Source organism: Caulobacter sp. P1_B12_2 (assembly GCF_056406675.1).
Map to the genome: position 1 here is coordinate 1 of NZ_JBFTZS010000033.1, position 17,643 is coordinate 17,643.

10 protein-coding genes and 1 pseudogene are annotated in these 17,643 nt (G+C 69.2%); 3 read left to right on the top strand and 8 right to left on the bottom strand.

Translation table 11 applies throughout. The features are described from left to right. The 7 genes from AC1DZ6_RS03875 to AC1DZ6_RS03905 all read right to left on the bottom strand — a co-directional run. Nucleotides 1-1,662 (bottom strand): glycoside hydrolase family 97 catalytic domain-containing protein (locus AC1DZ6_RS03875; protein WP_477095878.1); only part of this gene is annotated, 1,662 nt, incomplete at its 3' end. Between the two features lie 139 nt (nt 1,663-1,801). Beyond that, nucleotides 1,802-2,524 carry a DUF6445 family protein gene (locus AC1DZ6_RS03880; protein ID WP_477095879.1) on the bottom strand — a complete coding sequence of 241 codons (723 nt, stop codon included), beginning with the start codon at nt 2,522-2,524 and terminating at the stop codon, nt 1,802-1,804. Next, nucleotides 2,521-3,579, bottom strand: a complete 1,059-nt coding sequence (locus tag AC1DZ6_RS03885) for a cupin-like domain-containing protein (RefSeq protein WP_477095880.1) — start codon at nt 3,577-3,579, stop codon at nt 2,521-2,523. The genes AC1DZ6_RS03880 and AC1DZ6_RS03885 overlap by 4 nt, the downstream gene beginning before the upstream one ends. Further along, entirely contained in the window at nt 3,579-5,057 is a 1,479-nt protein-coding gene (locus AC1DZ6_RS03890) for a tryptophan 7-halogenase (protein WP_477095881.1), read from the bottom strand. The genes AC1DZ6_RS03885 and AC1DZ6_RS03890 overlap by 1 nt, the downstream gene beginning before the upstream one ends. Further along, complete coding sequence (locus AC1DZ6_RS03895; protein WP_477095882.1) at nt 5,057-6,619, bottom strand: tryptophan halogenase family protein; 1,563 nt, start codon at nt 6,617-6,619, stop codon at nt 5,057-5,059. Before AC1DZ6_RS03895 ends, AC1DZ6_RS03890 begins: the two co-directional genes overlap by 1 nt. Nucleotides 6,620-6,691: 72 nt before the next feature. Then, nucleotides 6,692-10,072, bottom strand: coding sequence for a TonB-dependent receptor (locus AC1DZ6_RS03900; RefSeq protein WP_477095883.1), 3,381 nt, complete (start codon nt 10,070-10,072; stop codon nt 6,692-6,694). Between the two features lie 645 nt (nt 10,073-10,717). Next, entirely contained in the window at nt 10,718-12,226 is a 1,509-nt protein-coding gene (locus AC1DZ6_RS03905; protein WP_477095884.1) for an MFS transporter, read from the bottom strand. A 112-nt stretch (nt 12,227-12,338) separates the two neighbouring features. Between AC1DZ6_RS03905 and AC1DZ6_RS03910 the strand changes: the two genes are divergently transcribed. Together AC1DZ6_RS03910 and AC1DZ6_RS03915 are read left to right on the top strand one after the other, a co-directional pair. After that, a complete protein-coding gene (locus tag AC1DZ6_RS03910; protein ID WP_477095885.1) occupies nt 12,339-13,352 on the top strand; it encodes a LacI family DNA-binding transcriptional regulator in 1,014 nt (337 codons plus the stop codon). Between the two features lie 43 nt (nt 13,353-13,395). Then, nucleotides 13,396-13,524, top strand: a pseudogene (locus AC1DZ6_RS03915) (hypothetical protein); the annotation flags it as partial. Between the two features lie 35 nt (nt 13,525-13,559). Here AC1DZ6_RS03915 and AC1DZ6_RS03920 read toward each other — a convergent pair. Beyond that, on the bottom strand, nt 13,560-14,804 hold the full coding sequence (locus tag AC1DZ6_RS03920) for an SGNH/GDSL hydrolase family protein (RefSeq protein WP_477095886.1): 1,245 nt from the start codon (nt 14,802-14,804) through the stop codon (nt 13,560-13,562). A 122-nt stretch (nt 14,805-14,926) separates the two neighbouring features. Between AC1DZ6_RS03920 and AC1DZ6_RS03925 the strand changes: the two genes are divergently transcribed. Beyond that, nucleotides 14,927-17,629: an exo-rhamnogalacturonan lyase family protein gene (locus tag AC1DZ6_RS03925; protein WP_477095887.1), complete on the top strand. Its 2,703-nt coding sequence runs from the start codon at nt 14,927-14,929 to the stop codon at nt 17,627-17,629. The last annotated feature ends 14 nt before the right edge of the window (nt 17,630-17,643 follow it).

The window sequence follows — 17,643 nt, forward strand, 5'->3', positions numbered from 1 at the left end:
CATCTGGATCGGGCTGTACAGCACCACGTACAGGGCCAGCTGCACCGCCAGGGTCGACTGGCCGCGCCGGGTCAGGTCGGCCTTGCCGTGCACCACGTCGAAGATGCCCGGCGTGAAGTCCATCGGCCCGGCCAGCATCCGCGTGAACGGCAGGATCACCGTGTGCTCGGGCGGGTTGGTCGGGTTGCCCCAGGCGTTGAACTCCTGGCCCCGCGCGCCTTCGCGGCTGAGCATGTTGGGCCAGGTGCGGCGCAGGCCGGTGTCCTTGACCGGCTCGTGGGCGTCGATCGAGATGTGGTGCGCGGCGGCCACCTGGGCGGCGTGCAGATTGTGGCGCACCATGTACTGGCCGGCGAACCATTGCTTCTCGCCCGCCTGGTCGATGATCGTGCCGCTGTGGCGGACATAGCCGGTCTTCACCTGCGAGATGCCGACGCTCTCATACAGCGCCATGGCGTCTTCCAGCTGGGCCTCGTAGTTGGGCACCGCCCCGGCCGTCTCGTTATGGCCGATCAGCTTGACGCCCTTGGCCTTGCCGTAGTCGGTGACGCCTTTGAGGTCGAAGTCCGGATAGGCCTTGGTGAAGCTGAACGTCTCGCCATGGCTGATCCAGTCGCCGTCCCAGCCCTCGTTCCAGCCTTCCACCAGCACGCCGTCGAAGCCATACTTGGCCGCGAAGTCCATGTAGCGCTTGGTGTTGGCGGTGTTGGCGCCGTGCTTGGGACCGCTGCCCCAGGTGGACCGCTCCAGGTGCATCTCCCACCAGATGCCGACATACTTGCCCGGCTTGATCCACGAGGTGTCGGCGATCTTGCTGGGCTCGTTGAGGTTCAGCTCCAGCCGGCTGTCGGCCAGGGCGCCGGCGGTCTCGCCGATCAGCACCGTGCGCCAGGGGGTGGTGAAGGGGCCGGTCTTCTTGGCCAGGATCCCGTCCTGCCACGGCATCAGCCGGGCCTTCAGCTCGCCAGAACCGTCGCCGGCCAGCAGCATGCTGGGGAAGTCCACGAGGGCCGCCTCGTGGAACGACAGGTACAGGCCTCCTTCTCCCTTGGCCGCATCCGTACGCTTCAGGGTTAGCGGCGTCTCAGCCAGGGTGATCCGGCGGGCGTCGGTCTGCTTGTAGAGGTACTCGTCGCGCTCCTGGCCCAGGCCCTCGTACCACCAGGCGTCATAGGCGCCGACGGGCTTGAAGACGGTGCGCTCGTCGGTGACGGCGACGCTCGTCCCGGCCGGAATGGCGCCGTAGGCGTAGCGGAAGCCCAGGCCGTCATCGAACAGCCGGAAGGTCACGTCGAAGGTCTTGTTCAGCGCCGTGTCGCCGGCCAGCGAGACGGTCAGCTCCGAATGGTTGTCGCGGATCGTCCGCTGCTCGCCCCAGGGCTGCTCCCAGGTGGTGTCGGACACGGCGCGCTTGGCGCCGGTCAGGGCGGTGATCCGTGCGGCGGGCTCGCCGGCGAAGGTCAGGCCCAGCGGCGCGGGGGCCAGGACAAGTTTGCCGCCGCGCGACACCTCGTAGAAGGCCTCGCCGTCCTTGGCGAACACGCAGACCTCGATCACCTTGCCCGGCGACTGCGCGCATTCGCGGTCAGCGGCCTGGGCGAAAGCCGGGGCGGCCAGGGCGCCGAGCAGGGCGCCGAACAGGGCCGGGGTTCGCAACATCATCGAACAGTCTCTTTCGTCAGAAGAAAAAAGGGCGTCTCGGCTCCGCAGGCCAGAACCGAGACGCAGGGGAGGACTTGTCTCGTCGCCCAAGCCCAAATGGGGCAAAGGCTGGCGACGAAAAGGGGATGAGGGCGGCGCATCAGAGTTTCACCGCCTCGATGAAGCCGTTGGCGGTCAGGCGCCCCTCACCGGGATCGGCGCTGCCCGCGCTGGGTCCCAGCAGGGCCGAGTGCAGGACGTGATTGCGATAGACGATCAGCCGATTGAACACGCAGTCGGCCCGGCCGATCAGCTCGTAGTCGGCCATGTCGGCGCCGGCATAGACGGCCGCGCCGACGCCGCGCGCGGTCATCTGGGCCTGGGCGATATCGACATAGGCGCCCTCACGATCACGGTCGACGCTCTCGAAGCCCGTGGCCTTGTGGCGGAAAAAACCGGTGCCGCCGTGGTCGCCCCGGCACAGGTAATGGACCATGGCCAGCCGCTGGGGATCGGGCCCGTCGTGGTGCGGGATCTTCTGGATCGGCTGGGCCTCGCGGACCGAGGTGGTCGCCAGGGCGAAGAAGCCGAAATACTTCAGATAGGCGTCGCTGCTCAGGCCGAACGCGGCGGCGATCGGACCGCGCAGGGCGGTGACCACCGTGCGGTAATACGACTCCGGGAGGGGCGCGTTCAGGCCCGGATAGTGGGTGTGCTCGGGCGTGTAGAAGCCGGCCTCGCGGGCGGCGTCGATCATCGCGTCCGGATCGGCCAGCACGTCGTCGACGACCAACAGCGGCTGGCGCTCCTGGCTGACATGTTGCAGCTGGACCCGGATCCGGGGCCCGATCAGCAGGGGCGGAGCGGTCAGCGCCACGGTCATGCGCCGCCCTTCAGGAAGGCCATCTTCAGCTGGCGCTTGAGCGCTTCACGGAACGACGGGCTCATCGGCCCCAGCGCGCCCTTCAGGGCGTCCGGCAGGTGGGCGGTCGCCTCGCCGTCCTCGGCGAAGACATAGGCCTCGAACATCGCCTTCCAGTAGGCGCGCTCGCCGGGCGGCAGGTCCTTGAAGGCCAGAAGCGCGGTCAGGAAGACATCGTTGGCCCGCTCCAGCCCGGCGCCCGTATCGCCCCACCACCAGTTGACCATGGCGTTGTAGGGTTCGAGCGAGGTGACGTGGTGCCACCAGTATTTCGGCACGAACAGCGCGTCGCCCGGCTCCAGCCAGGCGACCTCTCCGGCCGCGTGGGCGTCGCGATAGCGGGGGAAGCGCGCCAGGTCCGGAGCCTCGGGATCGACCAGCGACAGCGGCGGCGGATTGTCCAGCGGACCGACATAGAGGTTGGCGACCTGGGTCGGCGGGAACAGCACGAAGCGGCGGCGGCCGGCGATCACGCAGGCCAGGTTGTGGTCGCGGTCGTTGTGGGTCTGGGTGCGCACGGCGCCGCCGATCCACAGACGCGGCATGACCCGGGGCGGCAGCAGCGGAGTCGGGTTCTGGCGGATGAACGCGGGCAGATGGCTGGCCAGGGGCAGCATCTGGATGGCCACGAACGGCGCGGCCGGATCGCCCAGCAGGCGCTCGATCCGGTCCAGGGTCTCGCTGATCCCGGCCTGACGCTTGGAGAAGGCGAACTCGCGCAGGTCCGCGCCATAGCCGAAGCGGCCGCCGGTGGCGGCGGGGGCCTCCATGACCGGGGCCGGCGCGCCGGTGTCCATGGCCTTGAGATAGGCGTTCAGGGCGGCGGGTCCGCGACGTCCGGCGGCCAGAGCGGGCCAGACGTCGAGCAGGCCCTGGATCACCACCGGCCGCTCGGCCTGGACAATGGCGTCGAAGCCCGCCGACGACGGCCGCGACACCGCCGCCACGCGCGGCAGGGCGTCGATGTCGAGGCTCTCGCCCCCCGTCGCTTTAGGGATCACGCCGCCGCCGTCCATCAGCAGACGCTTTCCAGATAGAGGTCGTGGGTCGGCTGCTTCAGCACCTGTTCCTTGATGAAGGAGAGGATGCGCCGGAACTCGCCCTTCATGGTCTCGGGCGCCGTGCGGTCGATCATCGGCGCATAGGTCTCGGGCGTCAGGCCGTGGCCGGTCAGCAGGGCCCGCCAGCTGTCGGCGACGAAGGTCTCGTGCTCGGACGGCGGGATCTCGCCGCGCGCCTGGAAGGTGGCGATCTTGTGGGCCAGCACGTCCGAAGCGGTGGCCGCGCGGGCCCGCTCCCAGAACGGGGCCTTGGCGTAGCGGTTGGCGACGTAGTGGGCCGATTGGAAGTCGCGCAGGCGCTCGTAGACGTCGCGCAGGGTGGCGTTGTACTCGGCGCGCTCGGCGGCGAAGTCCCCCGCTACCGGGAACAGGGTCAGCAGGTGGACCAGGCCCAGTTGCACGGCTTGCAGCTCGACGCCGTGCACAGGATCGAAGGCGCAGGCCGCCTCGCCGATGGCGACGCAGTTGCCGGCCCAGGCCTGGTCGCGACGGCCGGGGTCGCTGACGGAAACGACGGCGTCGGTCAGGGCCTGGCCGGCGATGCGGCCGGCCAGCTCCAGCGCCTGGTCGTCCGTGCACAGATCGCCGGCATAGACCTGCAGCACGTGGGTGTGGGCCTGGCTCGGATAGAGCCCCACCCAGCCACGCGCCCAGGCCCGGATGTCGGCATAGGGCGGCAGAGACTCAAAACGCGGCCCCTGGGCCCGCAGGACCCGGTCGGCGGGGAAGAACGCGCGCCAGCTTTCGCGGGCCACGCCCAGGGCGGTCATCAGGACGGCATCGGACCCCGTGGTGTCGATGAAGAAGTCGCCCCCGATGCAGCGGCCTTCGCCGAGGTCCAGGGCGGCGATCTCGCCGTCCGCGTCCAGGGTCGGCGCGACGGCCAGGGCCTGGTGCATCTCCACGCCCAGTCGGCCCGCCAGGGTCTTGAGGCTGGCGGCGTAGGCCATGGCCGGCAGGTGGTAGCCGTAGTCGGCGCGGCCGAAGACCTCGGTCTCCTCGTCCGGCAGCAAGATGCGCCCCTGCCGGGCGGCGGCGGCCGTCAGCGAGAACTCGTCCAGCGCCACCGCCAATCCAAGAGCGCTCGCCTTCAGCCAGAACGGGAAGAAGTCGCGGTTGTCGATCGGCGCGCCATAGGCGCCGTGGGCGTGGAAGAAGGCCGGGGTCGCGCCCGAGACGTCGGCGAAGTTCTGGCCCAGCGAGAAGGCGCCGCGCGTCGCACGGAGCAGGGCCGCCTCGTCGATCCGCAGCAGGCCGTGCAGGGCCTCCAGCGGCGGCAGGCTGGCATGGACGTCGGCCGCGCCCAGGCGGGTGGGCAGCTCGACGGCGGTGACGCCGACGCCCGCCGGACGCAGGGCCTGGCGCAGCACGCAGGCCGACAGCCACAGGGCCGCGTCGCGACCGACGACGACGATGCTGCTGGGCGCGCCCATCAGGCCACCGCCGGGGTCAGGACCGCCTGCGCGCCGGCGCCAGGCGCATAGCGGGCCAGGAAGTCGGCGTGCGAGGTCATGGTCGCGACATTGCTGTCGATGCGGGTCTTCAGGTCGGCCAGCTTGGCCTCCAGCTCGTCGAGCGGCAGGCTTTCGGCCAGGCGGTCATAGGCGCGCGGCGTCAGGCCCTGCCCCTCCAGCACCGACAGCCAGCTGTCGCGCGAGAACAGGCCGTACTTGTAGTCCGGCAGGGCCGCGCGGCGCTCAAATAACTCAAGCTTCGCGGCCAGGCTGTCGGGGATGGCCATGGTCCGCACATGGTCCCACAGGGGCTGACCGAACCGGCTGTTGGCGCGGTAGTGCAGGATCAGGAAATCGCGGATCCGGTCGTACTGGATCTCGAACAGGCGGTTGAACTCGGCGACCAGCCGGGGGTCCATGCGGTCGCCTTCGCCGGGCGTCGGCATCAGGTTGACCAGGTCGATCACGGCGGCCTGGATCAGGAAGATGCTGGTCGATTCCAGGGGCTCCAGGAAGCCGCTGGCCAGACCCATGGCCACGACGTTGCCGCTCCAGCCACGCACGCGGCGGCCGGCCTTGAACCGCAGCAGCCGGGGCTCGTCCAGCGCCTCGCCGTCCAGCTTGGCCAGCAAAGTTTCGCGGGCCTGGTCCTCGTCAAGGAAGGCGCTGGAGAACACATAGCCGTTGCCCGTGCGGTGCTGCAGCGGAATGCGCCAGCGCCAGCCGCCGACATCCGCGCTGGCCCGGGTGTAGGGCGTCAGGCCGTCGCCGCCGGTCTTGCACGGCACGGCCAGGGCGCGATCGCAGGGCAGCCACTGGGCCCAGTCCTGCCACGCCACCTCCATCTGCCCGCCCAGCAGCAGCGAGCGGAAGCCGGTGCAGTCGATGAACAGGTCGCCTTGGAGAGTCGCGCCCGACTTCAGGCTCAGCGCGGCGACATGGCCCGAGGCGCTGTCGCGGGCGATGTCGGCGACCATGCCCTCGATCCGGGTCACGCCGCGCGCCGTCGCCCAGCGGCGCAGGAAGCCCGCATAGAGGCTGGCGTCGAAATGGTAGGCGTAGGCGTAGGTCGAGCGGATCGACTTGTCGTCCTGGTTGGGGAATTCAAAGGCGTTCGCCCGGCACGCGGCCACGGCGTAGGAATAGGCCTGCAGCGGCGCGACCCGGCGTCCGGCCAGCTTGGCCCGCGCCCAATGGTGTTCGAAGTCGACGCCGTTCCACGGTTCGCCGAACGTGCCGAACGGGTGGATGTAGCGGTCGCCGGCCTGGTTCCAGTCGCGGAACTCGATGCCCAGCTTGATGGTCCCCTGGGTCTCGCGCAGGAACTGCGCCTCGTCGATCCCCAGCATGTCGTTGTAGGTCTTGATGTGCGGCAGGGTGGCTTCGCCGACGCCCACCGTGGCGATCTCGTCGGACTCGATCAGGGTGACGYCATAGGCCTTGGGATCCAGCAGCCGCGCCAGCCCGGCCGCGCACATCCAGCCGGCCGTGCCGCCGCCGACGATGACGACCTTCAGGGCCTTGGTTTGGTCTGTCTGCATGATCCTGGCCTCCCGTTTACGCCGGAGCATACGCCGCCGCGGAACCTCCGCGACGGCGTCGCCCGATCGGGACTAGTACTTGAAGCGAATGCCCAGCTGGACGCGGCGATCGTTGCGGATCCACGACGAGTCGAGTTTCACCGGCTTGGCGCCGGGGGTCAGGGCCGAGTCGCCGAAGACCTGCTGCTGGAACACCGTCTTGGTGTCGAGGAGGTTGGAGCCGTCCAGCGACACTTCGATGTTGTTGTTGACCTGGTAGCGGATCGAGCCGTCCAGGAAGCCCGTCCCCTTCTGATAGATCGGCAGGCCGATGCAGCAGTCGAGGTTGTTGGTCAGGAACGACGAGCGGTAGCTGTAGGCCAGGCGCATGGCGATCGGGCCTTTCTCGTACAGACCCACCAGGTTGTAGGAGTCGTCCGAGATGCCGGCCAGGCGGTGGCTGTCCATGACCGCGCCGTTGACCTGCAGCCCGCCGCCGAAGGCGACGGTGCCGCCGGCCGCGTAGCCCGGCTGGGTGGCCAGGTTGGAGTTGCTGATCCCCTCCTGCTTGGTGTGGGTGTAGTTGGCCTGCATCCCCAGGCCGTCCCACGGGCTGGGCAGGAAGTCGAAGAAGGTCTGGTAGGCGACCTCGAAGCCCTTCAGCTCGCCGCCGCCGTTGCCGTTGCGCGGGCCGCGCACCAGAACGTTCTGGGTCACGCCGTTGTTGGTGAACGAGCGCAGGAACTCGCCGTAGGCGATGCTGCCGTTCAGCTTCTTGTAGAAGAGGTCGAAGCTGAACGAGCTGCTTTCGTTGAAGTAGTGCTCGAAGGCCAGGTCGAACTGGTCGGCGGTGATCGGCTTCAGCGCGCCGAAACCGGAGTCGGCGTTGAATTGGAAGTTATAGCCGGTGACGTTGGCCGGGATGTGGGCCGCGGTCGGCGAGCTGTAGATCACGTACGGCGAGTCCGGCGAGGTGTTGAGGGCCGGGGTCTGGACGGCGACGAAGTTGCGCAGCAGGCCGAAGTCCGGCCGCGACATCGCCCGCGAGGCGGCGAAGCGGATGAAGCTCTTGTCGTCGAGACCGAACCGCACGTTGAAGCTGGGCAGCCAGTTGTGGTTCTTGCCGGCGAAGTCGTTGGCCGCGCCGCCGCCGTTGCTGAAGTTCAGCAGGTTCGGCGTCAGCCAGCACGAGATGTTGGTGACCGAGTTGGGACCCAGCGGCGCCGAACACGGCGTGGTCGCGGCCGAGGTGTACCAAACGTTGGTCGGGAAGGCGACGCCGCCCGAGCTGGTGGTCTTGGTCTCGACGAAGCGCAGGCCGACATTGCCCTGGACGGTGACGCCGTTGAAGATCGTCATGTCCTCGCCGCCGAAGCGCAGCATGGCGTAGGCCGCCATGGTCTCTTCCTCGACATCGACGATCTCGGGATCGGTGAAGCAGCCCTCGGTGTTGCTGGCGCGCTGGCACAGCGGGGTCCAGGCCATCGGCGAATTGGTCGTCGCGCCGCTGAGCGCCTTGATCAGCCCGTCGTGGTCGGCCAGCGTGGCCTTGCTCAGGAACACCAGGTCGTTGTTGGGGAACACCTTGCCGTTATAGAAATCGCCGAGGCCGGCGACGCTCCAGATGCCGGCGCCGTAACCCTGGAAGGCCCCCGCGTGGCCGCAGGCGGCCGGATAGGCTTGAGGCGTGGTGTTGTCGATGTTGAAGCCCGGGCCGTTGCAGTTCCAAGGCGCGGCCACCGGCGACCAGTTGTAGGTCGAGTAGCGGACCTTCTGCTTGCGGTCGGCGTAGCGCACCCCGACCTTCAGCGAGTTCAGCCAGCCACCGTCGGCGAACTGGTATTCGCCGTCGGCCCGCAGGGCCAGTTCGGTGGCGTCGTTGTCCTCATAGTGGTCCTGGATGAACGGGATCCAGTAGTTGTGCGGGTTCGACAGGAAGCCCGGCGCGTAGTTGACGTTCGAGCCCGGCTGCAGGGTGATCTGCGGCGTGCCGTCGCCGTTCACCTTGTACTGGGCGTCGGCCATCGTGCGGTTGGCGACCAGGATGTCGTAATTGTTGGTCTCGGCGTCGATGTACTGGACGTCGAAGCTGGTGTGCAGGCGGTCGCTGACATCCCACTGCAGGTTGGCCGAGATGTCGCGCGTGCCTTCGGAGTGATCGAAGTTGCGGGCCTGGTTCTCGATATACAGGCCCTGGCGCTGGGTGGCGCAGGCCGGAATGCCGCCGCAGTAATTGACGAAGGGCTGGCCGGGGACCGCCGAGCCGCGGTTGATGTTGTCCTGGGTGCTGGAGCCCCAGTCACCGGTCGGTTGGGTCAGGATGCCCGAGGTCAGCATGCCGTCCGGGCCGAAGGTGAAGGCCGGCGAGCCCTGGGCCGGGGCGAGATAGGCCGTGGTCTGGGGCGAATAGGCCGGGGCGGCCCACAGGCCGAATCCGACCACGTTCACGCTGCGCTCGAGCCAGGCGTTCTTGTACTTGGAGTCGTTGTACTGGGCCTTGAAGCGGACGGTGCGGTCGTTGTTCTCGAACTGGAACGCCAGGGCCGTGCCCTTGCGGACCCGGTCGTATTCGACCTGCGAGTAGTTCACCTGATCGGGGATGTAGCGCCAGCCCGTGCCGCCGTAGGGGTTGGCCGTACACGGGATCGAGCCGTCGGCGCTGACGATCGCCTTGCCGGTGATGTCGTTCATGCCGGCCGAGCAGAACGTGCCGATGCGCTGCATCACCACGCCTTCGGTCTGGGTCAGCACGTGCGAATAGGCGTAGTCGGCCATGACGCCGATGCGGCCGAAGTCGACGTCCCAGGTCTTGCTGACGATGCCCGAATATTCGTAGGTGACCTTCTCGGAGCGGTTGCCGTAGTTGGCCTTGCCCGAGAGCGAGATCACCTGGTCCTTGCCGTCGAACGGCAGGCGGGTGCGCAGGTTGACCGTGCCGGCGATGCCGCCCTCGATCATCTCGGCCGTCTGGTTCTTGTAGCTGTCGACCCCGGCCATCAGTTCCGGCGAGATGTCGTTGAAATTCAAGCCCCGCGCGGCGTCGGCCGAGAAGCTGTCGCGGCCGTTGAACTCGGTGCGGACCTGGGTCAGGCCGCGGATCAGGACCCCGGCCGGTTCGGCCGAGAAGTGCGAGCTGTCGTCGCTGGACTGCAGGCGGGACACCGTGATGCCCGGCACGCGCTGCAGCGCTTCGGCGACCGACTTGTCGGGGAAGGCGCCGATGTCGGTGGCGGTGATCGAGTCGACCACGGTGTCGGCGTTCTTCTTGATCTGCTGCGAGGTGGCCAGCGACTGGCGCACGCCGATGACGACGACTTCGTCGACCACCGCGGCGTCCTTGTCTTGCGCGAGGGCCGGCGCGGCCGCGCCCATGGCGACCCCCATCGCGGTTAGCGCGATCAGCGAAACGCCGCCGCGCAGGAACGCCTTGCGCCCTCCCTGGTCAAGCGTGCGGCCGAAACTGAACTTGCTCATCCCGTTCTCCCTGATTTTCTGCCCGCGCCTTGGTCGCGCGGGTGTTTTTTGATGAAGCCGCGCGCCCTTCCCGGAGCGTCGCGGAGACCCCTGCACTCGTGGCCCGTCCCCTTCCCCAAGAAGATCCTCGGGGCGGCGCCGAACCGTGAATTCCGTTGAATGATCCTTGGTCGCGCGGCGGCTCGTGAGCCGGCTTCGACACGGTGAGCGTTCGGTCACCCCGACCGAGCCGCTCGTGGCCCCTTGTCCCCTCCCCTTCTTTTCGTCGCGGCGTTCGCCGTTGTCGTTCCGCCGCCAGCGCCTCACCCCTCGGATCGGCCCTCGCAAGATTTGCGGCGCCGAGCGCTCCAACCCAGACGCGGATAAGCCCCCGCGCCGCGCTCAATCGCTCGACTTGCGCAATCTTGCGTTCTTTTGCGCCGAGCGCAATAGCGTTGTTCTGCCAAATACGGGGCCGTTAGCGGTAACTTTCGGCCTGAATCCGTCGTTGTGGCATTTTTGGAACGATGCGGCGCCGATTCCGATCTTGCGGCGGCGTTCGATTTACGCAATTCTTGCGTAACTTTCGAGGACAGCGGGATGCCTGCGAGTCTCAAGATGCGCGCGCAAGCTTTGCTCCCGGCCTTTTCAGGCGGGACCCGCCGGCTAGTGGGCGGCCACGCTTCGCGGCGCGCGGACGGGATCGCGGATGAACAGGGCGCTGACCGCGGCCAGGGCGAAGGCGCCCGCCGCCAGGCCCAGGGCCAGGATCGCCTCGCCCTTGAACAGGCGCCCGACCACCGGTCCCAGCACGGTGGCGGCGATCAGCTGGGGCAGCACCAGGAACAGGTTATGGATGCCCATATAGACGCCCATCTTGTGGGGCGGCACGGCGCTGGACAGCATGTCGTAGGGCGCCGACAGGATCGAGGCCCAGGCGATGCCGATGCCGACGATCGGGATCCACAGCAGGGCCGGGTCGTCGATCAGCACGAAGCCCACGAAACCCAGGGCGCCCATAGCCAGGCACAGGGCGTGGCTGGCCCGCAGGCCGATCCGCGCCGCCAGGGCTGGCAGCAGCAGGGCGACCAGGGCGGCCACCCCATTGTAGCCGGCGAACAGCACCCCCACCCAGTCGGCCCCCTGGTTGTAGGCCGCCGAGGCCGGATCGGTCGCGCCGTAGTGCCGGGCGGTCACCGCGGGCGTGGTGTAGATCCACATGGCGAACAGTCCAAACCAGGTGAAGAACTGAACCACCGCCAGGCGGATCAGCACCTGGGGCATGTGCAGCATGTCCTCGACCACCTCCAGCACGCCCAGCGACGCCTTGCCCTGCCGCCGCAGCCAGGTGGCGGCCAGCTGGGCGGCGCCGAAGGCGATGGCGAAGGCGGCCAGCACATAGATCTCGCGCGCCCAGTCGCTGATGAAGGCCGCGGCGCAGGCCACCAGGCCGGCGATCGTCCACAGCGCCCCGCTCTTCAGCATCAGGGCCGCGCCCTCGGCGCTGGGCGTGCGGTGCTCGGGCAGGACGCGCGCGCCGTCGGCCAGGGTTTCGGGAGGGTGCTCGCGGGTGGTGAAGACCGTCCACATCACCGCCGCCAACAGGGTGACGCCGCCCACATAGAAGGCCACGTGGACCGAGCGCGGCAGGTGGCCGGGCGCGGCCTGGCCCGAGACGCCGAACCAGTGAGTCAGGGCCCACGGCAGGGCCGAGGCGAACACCGCCCCCGCGCCGATGAAGAACACCTGCATGGCGAAACCGGTGGTGCGCTGCTCCTCGGGCAGGGTGTCGGCGACGAAGGCCCGGAACGGCTCCATGGCCACATTGATCGAGGCGCTCAGCACCCACAGCATCAGGCTGGCGGTCAGCACGCTGGAGGCGTTGGGCATCAGGAACAGCGACACCGCCGTCAGGATCGAGCCGTAGAACAGATAGGGCCGGCGACGACCGAGCCGTCCCCAGGTGCGGTCGCTGAGGTGGCCGATGATCGGCTGGACCAGCAGGCCGGTGGCCGGGGCGGCGATCCACAGGATGGCCAGTTCGTTGACGTCCGCGCCAAGCGTCTGGAAGATCCGGCTGGTGTTGACGTTCTGCAGGCCCCAGACGATCTGGACCCCGAACAGACCGCAACACATGTTCCAGATTTGCGAAAAGGACAGCCTCGCCTTGGTCATGCGGCGCGGGTCCCACATCGCCGGGCGAAGTCTTGGCGCTTGCCTTGCAAAGGGTTCTCTTCGATGTGCATTAAGGCGAAGAACGTGGTTCTCCTGACAGTATCTGGACGCAATGGGCAGCGGTAGCAACAACAGCACGACGCTGGATGATCTGGCGAAGCTGTCGGGCGTCTCCGCGTCGACCGTCTCGCGGGCGCTCAACGACCATCCGTCGATCAGCACCCGCACCAAGCAGCGGATCTGGGCGCTGGCCAAGGAGCACGACTATCCGTTCCGCCGCTACATGCCGGCGGGGCCGATCGGGTCGGAGGGCTCGATCGCCATCGTCACGCCGCGCACCCACGGCCGGCCCCTGCCGCTGTCGCACCCGTTCTTCCTGGAGCTGCTGGCCAGCATCGGCGAGGCGGCGCGCGACCGGGGTTGCGACTTCACGGTCAGCCACACCTCGCCCGCCAGTTTCGAGGACCTGCTGACGGTCACCACCACCAGCCGCGCCGACGGCGTGATCTTCCTGGGCCAGAGCACCCTGCACGAGGCCTTCAACCAACTGGCCGAGGCCGACGCCCGCTTCGCGGTCTGGGGCGCCCAGATGCAGGGCCAGAAATACTGCTCGATCGGCTCGGACAACCTGCTGGGCGGCCGGCGGGCGACCTCGCACCTGGCGCGGCTGGGCCGCAAGCGCATCGTCTTCCTCGGCGAAACCGAACCAGAGGCCCTGCAGCGCCGGGCCGGCTATCTGGAAGCGCTCAAGGAAAGCGGGCTGGAGGCCGATCCGGCCCTGATCTGCCCGGTCGATTTCGAGCTGGAGTCGGCCGAGGCCGCCGTCCACACCCTGGTCCGCCGCAAGGTGGCGTTCGACGCGATCTTCGCCTCCAGCGACCTGATCGCCCTGGGCGCCATCCGCGCCCTGCGCCGGGCCGGCATGCGGGTGCCCGAGGACGTCTCGGTGGTCGGCTATGACGACATGCTGCTCAGCCGCCTGTCGACCCCGGCGCTGAGCACCATCAAGCAGGACACCTACAAGGCCGGCCGCCTGCTGGTGTCCCGAGTGCTCGACGCCGACGGCGACCACCGGCCCGAGCGGTTGTCGACGGACCTGATCGTGCGGGAAAGCTGCGGGGCTTAGATTATCGACATCGCTCGACCAAACTTCTCGCCATCCTTTCCATCCGTCATTCCCGCCCTTGTGGCGGGAACCCCTCTATCCGCCGCAGGTGCAAGGGGGTGGCGCGCTAGCGCGCCAAAGCATTTCACCGTCAGCTGAACCAGGGGTTCCCGCCACAAGGGCGGGAATGACGGAGAAATTGAAGGATCGCGCCTGGGTCGATCGGCCCTAACGCTTCGCCACCGCCCCCAACAGCGCCTCGATCGACACCGCCTCGCCCATCGCCCGATACCCCGCCGGCGACGGATGCAGCTGGTCGCCGGAATCATAGGCCGGCAGCAGGCGCTCGGGATGCGCCGGGTCGCGGGTCACCCGATCGAAGTCGATGACCGCATCGAAGAGGCCCGAGCCTCGAATCCAGGCGTTCACGGCCTGGCGATCGGCGTCCGCGTCCGCGTCCGAGCGGTAAACCTTGGTGCCCCCGCACGGCAGGATCGTCGCGCCCACCACCCGGATCCCGCGCTCGTGCGCGCGGACGATCAGTTGGCGGTAGCCGGCGATCAGCCCCGCCACCACCGCCGCGCGCTTCTCCGAGGTCACCTCGCCCTCACGCGACAAGCCGCCTATGTCGTTGATCCCGATCAGCATCACCAGGGTCTTGACGCCGGGCTGAGCCAGGACATCGCGATCCAGGCGCGCCAGGGCCGCCTGACCGCTGCCGTCCTTCAGCATCTTGTTGCCGCCGATGCCGACGTTCAGCACCGAGATGTTGCTGGTGCGTGGATCGGCCTGCAGTCGCGCGGCCAGCACGTCGGGCCAGCGTTCGTAGACATCGACGCCCGCCCCTGAGCCATCGGTGATCGAGTCGCCCAGGGTCACGATCGCCGCGCCGCCCGACCGCTCCACGTCGACGCCCGCCAGTTGCGCCCACTGGGTGAAGGTGGCTGCGCCCGCCAGCTCGGGCGCGGCCAGTTGGTCGCCGGCGACGACGAAGGCCGTGGTGCGGGCCGAGCGGTGCACGGTCGCCTGGCGCGGAGCCTCGGGCAGGCGCAGGCTGACGGCCAGTCGCGCGAGCCCCTCGACCGGCAAGGCCACGGGGTCGGACAGCCACGTCGCGCCGGGCGGAATGGTCACGCCGGCCTGACCGTCGAAGGTCACGGCCCGATCGGTCCCCGCCACGATCGCCGAGCCGCTTGGAGCGCCCGCCAGCGCCACCCGCGCGCCGTCGATCCGCAGCGGCGCGGTCCCGAAGGTGTTGGCCAGCCGCAGCCTCAGGCGCGGTCCGCCCGCGCCCAGCCTCACCACCTGGCGGATCGTGATCTCGCCCTGAGGCGCGGGCAGGTTGGCCGCATCCGTCGCGACCACCGCCGTCGCCCACGAGCCGCTCCAGACCGGACGCGGCGTGGCCGCCGCCGGCCAGGCCAGCCCCGCGCACAGCGCCAACCCTAGGAACCGTGCTCCAAACCGCGCCATGACGCCCTCCCACATATCTCACAAAATGGATTGACGTCACAGAATATGGAATTAGCGTCGCTGGCAAGATCGCGCTGCCCGGCCGTTGACGCCGATGACGGCGTGCGCAGGGAGAAGCGGCCATGACCATCCCCACACGACGCGACGTGCTGGTGCAAACCACCTTGGCCGGAGCCCTGGCCGGCCTGTCGAGCCCGGCCCTGGCCGCTCCCCCGTCGAAGGGCGCGCGCGCCATGCCGCCGACCGACATCCGCTGGATCGACGGCAAGCCGCCGGCCCTGAACGCCGGCCAGACCTGGGGCACGCCATGGCCGCAGGGCTTGCACTCCCGCAAGCAGACTTTCCGCGCCAAGTCGGCCGACGGCGCGGCCGTGCCCCTGCAGACCTGGCCCCTCGCCTACTGGCCCGATGGCTCGCTGAAGTGGACGGCTCACGCGGTCGGGGCGGGCGAGTTCGGCGAGCGCCTGACGATCGAGTCCGGCAAGCCGGGTCCGGACGCCGGCGTCCGGGTGACGGAAAGCCCGGCGGCCGTCGAGGTCTCGACCGGCCCGGCGACCTGGCGCTTCCCCCGCGACGGCTCGGCCCTGATCGCCTCGGCCACCCGGGGCGGCCGCGAGGTGCTGCGCAACGTGCGCCTGGTGCTGCAGACCCAGGACGCGCCCGAGATCGACCAGACGCCGGTGGCCCGCAAGACCTTCGAGAGCGTGCTCGACAAGGTCACGGTCGAGCAGACCGGCCCGGTCCGCGCGGTGATCCGCGTCGAGGGCCGCCACAAGAACGCCGACCGCGCCTGGGCGCCGTTCATCGTGCGGTTCTACGCCTATGCCGGCGCGGATTCGCTGCGGATGATGCACACCTTCATCTTCGACGGGGGCGCCGCCAAGGACTTCGTCTGCGGCCTGGGCGTGACCGCCGACGTGCCGATGGCCGACGAACTGTACGACCGCCATGTCCGTTTCACCGGCCAGGACGCAGGCCTATGGGCCGAGGCGGTCAAGCCGCTGACCGGCCTGCGCCGCGACACCGGCAAGGCGTTCCGCGACGCCCAGATCGCCGGCGCGAAGACCCCGCCCGCCGACCAGATGCCCGCCCCGGTCCGCGCGGGCCTGCACCTGATCCCCAACTGGGGCGACTTCCTGCTGTCGCAGCCGACGGCCGACGGCTTCACGATCCGCAAGCGCACCGCGCCCGGCCATGCCTGGATCCACGCCGACGGCGGCCAGCGGGCCACCGGCGTGGCCTATGTCGGCGGCGCCAGCGGCGGGGCGGCGATCGGCCTGGGCAATTTCTGGCGCGCCCCGCCGACCGCTCTGGAGATCCGCGGCGCCGCCGGCGAGGTCGCCAAGCTGACCGCCTGGCTGTGGTCGCCCGACGCCCCGGTGATGGACACCCGCTTCTATCACGACGGCCTGGGCATGGAGACCCACGCCCAGGAGACCGAAGGCCTCAACATCACCTACGAGGACTACGAAAAGAACTGGGGCACGCCCACCGGCGTGGCCCGCACCACCGAGCTGCGGCTGTGGGCCCTGGACGCCACGCCCGCCCGCGACGCCTTCCCGCGGATGGCCCAGCTGAACGACCAGCCGCCCCGACTGATGGCGACGCCCGAGCGGATCCACGCCGCCGGCGTGCTGGGCGCCTGGAGCCTGCCCGACCGGGGCACGCCCCTGAAGACCCGGATAGAGGACCGCCAGGACCAGCTGCTGAACTACTATCTCGGCCAGATCGAGCAGCGCCGCTGGTACGGGTTCTGGGACTACGGCGATTTCATGCACAGCTACGACGTCGACCGCCACGTCTGGCGCTATGACATCGGCGGCTTCGCCTGGGACAATTCCGAACTCTCGACCGACCTGTGGCTGTGGCTGAGCTTCCTGCGCGGCGGCCGGGCCGACGTGTTCCGCATGGCCGAGGCCATGACCCGCCACACCGGCGAGGTCGACGTCTATCACGTGGGTCCCTACCGGGGCCTGGGCACCCGGCACGGCGTGCAGCACTGGGGCGACAGCTCCAAGCAGCCCCGGGTCAGCAACGCCATCTACCGCCGCATCTACTACTACCTGACCGCCGACGAGCGGGTGGGCGACCTGATGCGCGACCTGCTCGACGGCGACGAGGCCCTGACCCGGGTCAATATCGGCCGCAAGCTGCAAAACGACGCCTGGCCCAAGGGCGAGATCCGCGCCTCGTTCGGCACCGACTGGAGCTCGCTGTGCGGGGCCTGGTTCACCGAGTGGGAGCGCACCGGCGACCCGCGTTGGCGTAAGCGCATCGTGGACGGCATGCAAACCATCGCGGCGTTGCAGAAGCAGTGGTTCGCCGGCAGCGCCACCTATGACGTCAAGACGGGCAAGTTCTCCGGGACGGGCGACCGCCTGGCGGTCTCGCACCTGAACGCCGCGTTCGGCGCCCCCGAGATCCATGTCGAGATGCTGGCCCTGATCCGCGAGCCCGCCTACGACAAGGCCTGGCTGGACTATTGCCGCTGGTACAACGCCTCGCGCGAAGATCAGACGGCCCAGTTCGGCCAGACGCTGGGCGCCAACGGCCTGCGCCAGGGCCACTCGCGGCTGACGGCCTACGCGGCCTGGCGGCTGGGCGACAAGGCGCTGGCCGAGCGGACCTGGACGGAGTTCTTCGGCCGGGGCGTGGTCGAGGACCTGAACCTGTCGACCGCCACCAAGCGCTTCGACGGCCCGGCCGTGCTCAACCCGATCGACGAGGCGGCGGGCGTCACGACCAACGGCACGGCGCAGTGGGGCCTGGCGGCGATCATGAACCTGGCGCTGGTGCCGGAGGCGCTTCCCGCAAGCGGGGGCTAACTAGAGCTGGGGGC

Excerpts from the sequence above, each read along its gene's own strand:
- AC1DZ6_RS03890 (WP_477095881.1), bottom strand. The coding sequence starts at position 5,057 with ATGGGCGCGCCCAGCAGCATCGTCGTCGTCGGTCGCGACGCGGCCCTG.
- AC1DZ6_RS03905 (WP_477095884.1), bottom strand. The coding sequence starts at position 12,226 with ATGACCAAGGCGAGGCTGTCCTTTTCGCAAATCTGGAACATGTGTTGC.
- AC1DZ6_RS03920 (WP_477095886.1), bottom strand. The coding sequence starts at position 14,804 with ATGGCGCGGTTTGGAGCACGGTTCCTAGGGTTGGCGCTGTGCGCGGGG.
- AC1DZ6_RS03885 (WP_477095880.1), bottom strand. The coding sequence starts at position 3,579 with ATGGACGGCGGCGGCGTGATCCCTAAAGCGACGGGGGGCGAGAGCCTC.
- AC1DZ6_RS03900 (WP_477095883.1), bottom strand. The coding sequence starts at position 10,072 with ATGAGCAAGTTCAGTTTCGGCCGCACGCTTGACCAGGGAGGGCGCAAG.
- AC1DZ6_RS03925 (WP_477095887.1), top strand. The coding sequence starts at position 14,927 with ATGACCATCCCCACACGACGCGACGTGCTGGTGCAAACCACCTTGGCC.
- AC1DZ6_RS03910 (WP_477095885.1), top strand. The coding sequence starts at position 12,339 with ATGGGCAGCGGTAGCAACAACAGCACGACGCTGGATGATCTGGCGAAG.
- AC1DZ6_RS03880 (WP_477095879.1), bottom strand. The coding sequence starts at position 2,524 with ATGACCGTGGCGCTGACCGCTCCGCCCCTGCTGATCGGGCCCCGGATC.